The following is a 1,121-nucleotide window of genomic DNA, read 5'->3' as shown; positions in this document are numbered from 1 at the left end:
GAGCGTGAATTATAAAATTCCGCTCAATTACATCAATCAATACAATGGTGAACATTTACGCCTGTTCTACGGGTCTCGCCTCGTTTATGCGAGATTGTTCAGCGCCCTGCACTACATTTTGAATCACGTTAAATCGGTGATCGAAGATTGGAGCCACGATCGCTACCCCTATCAATTACCCATAGAACTGTACACACCAACCACAAGTGAGCCGCAATCGGCAGTACGAAATACATATCACCATTTCAATAGTGCTAACTATCAATCACTTAAAAACTATTTCCAGCAGCACTATTCAAGTTGGATTGAAGAGCAGTATCTCAATTGGATGCTCGAACTCAACACACAACTTAATCACCAAACCGCCGCCACTTACATCATTGAATACGAGGATGAACTTGGCATTCCGCGTGTCGACTTTATTTGCAAAAACGAAAACACTTTGCGGATGATTCGCCCCGCTCATTTTGTTGAAGACATGCGACAGATGGTGAGTTCGACCGATTATCTTGATCACCAAGGACAGCAAGTCGCGCTCAGAATCGAACGGCAATGCCGAGCGAAAGGATGGTAGATAAAGGCAGGAACAACGTTAGGGAAATTCGAACAACAAAAAGCCATCTTCTAAGCTTGATCATTAGAACGAGAAGTTTGAACGGCGAGAAGACTCAACGGATGGATAAACGCTATGCTATCGATAAAACAATTATCTTATGCCTTGGCTGTCTCAAAAACGCTGCATTTTCGTAAAGCTGCAGATTTGTGTCATGTTCGCCAATCAACGTTGAGCACAGGCGTCAGTGAACTGGAGCGTCAGCTAGGCATTAAGATTTTTGAACGGGACAATAAAAAAGTGCTCGTCACTCCACTTGGTCGTGAGGTTTTAGACAAAGCCAGCAACATTATGCTTCAACTGGAAGACATGGCACACCTCGACCACAGTTGCGGCGAACCTTTTTGCTTTCCGTTGTCCATTGGCATGATCCCGACCATTGCACCTTATCTTCTGCCAAAGTTGTTACTCACCTTAAAAGAGCAGTACCCGAACGCGAAAATAGACATCGTCGAAGAACAGTCGCATGTCCTTGTCGACATGGTTCACAGCGGTGAGATTGACGCGG

Annotated in this window: 2 protein-coding genes; both read left to right on the top strand. The window is 44.8% G+C overall.

The features are described 5' to 3' along the window. The coding region (locus tag R8N46_RS25245) for a hypothetical protein (RefSeq protein WP_318189782.1) at positions 1-574 on the top strand (574 nt) is incomplete at its 5' end. Positions 575-688: 114 nt separating this feature from the next. Further along, positions 689-1,121, top strand: a 433-nt coding sequence (locus R8N46_RS25240) for a LysR family transcriptional regulator (RefSeq protein WP_318189781.1), incomplete at its 3' end; no start/stop codon positions are given.

Origin of the sequence: Vibrio sp. 1874 (assembly GCF_033344395.1) — a bacterium.
Lineage (GTDB): Bacteria > Pseudomonadota > Gammaproteobacteria > Enterobacterales > Vibrionaceae > Vibrio > Vibrio alginolyticus.
Note: the sequence above shows the minus strand (reverse complement) of the source record. Positions and strands in the feature narration are given on the sequence as shown.